Origin of the sequence: Streptomyces doebereineriae (genome assembly GCF_031845645.1) — a bacterium.
Taxonomy (GTDB): Bacteria; Actinomycetota; Actinomycetes; order Streptomycetales; family Streptomycetaceae; genus Streptomyces; species Streptomyces canus.
On sequence record NZ_JAVREZ010000411.1, the window covers coordinates 1 to 428 of the forward strand.

Here is a 428-nt window from a genome sequence, read left to right on the forward strand (position 1 = left end):
GCGGCGGGCTGGGCCGGAAGTGCTGTGAAACGTTACGGGAATCTGTTGAACTGTAACGCTAACAGTAAACCCTTTGGGAGTGTTTGAAAAGCACAAAATGGGTGCTGATCAGGTCGTGACGGCGGGCCGGCTCACTTGAGTGCAGCGTCGAGCAGGTCCTCGAGTCGGCCCAGGTCGCTGTCCAGCTCAGAGGCTGTTCTGCGGACCACGGCCACGTCCTTGCCGATGAATTCGCCGACCCGGGCGATGAATGCGTCTGCGGAGCCGGTGGCGGCGATACCGCCCAGCGCGCGACTTGCCGCACTGCCGTGGGTGAGTGCGGTCAGTAGCGTCGCCTCGTCGATGCCCAGTCGATCGCCCAGGCGCACGCCCTCGGCCACGGCGCCGATCTGCGCGGCGAACACCCCGTGGGTCACCCACTTCACCCG

General features: G+C 65.2%; 1 pseudogene. It reads right to left on the reverse strand.

The features are described from left to right. Positions 1 to 131 precede the first annotated feature (131 nt). Positions 132 to 428 (reverse strand): annotated as a pseudogene (locus tag RNB18_RS52555) (NAD(P)-dependent oxidoreductase); the annotation flags it as partial.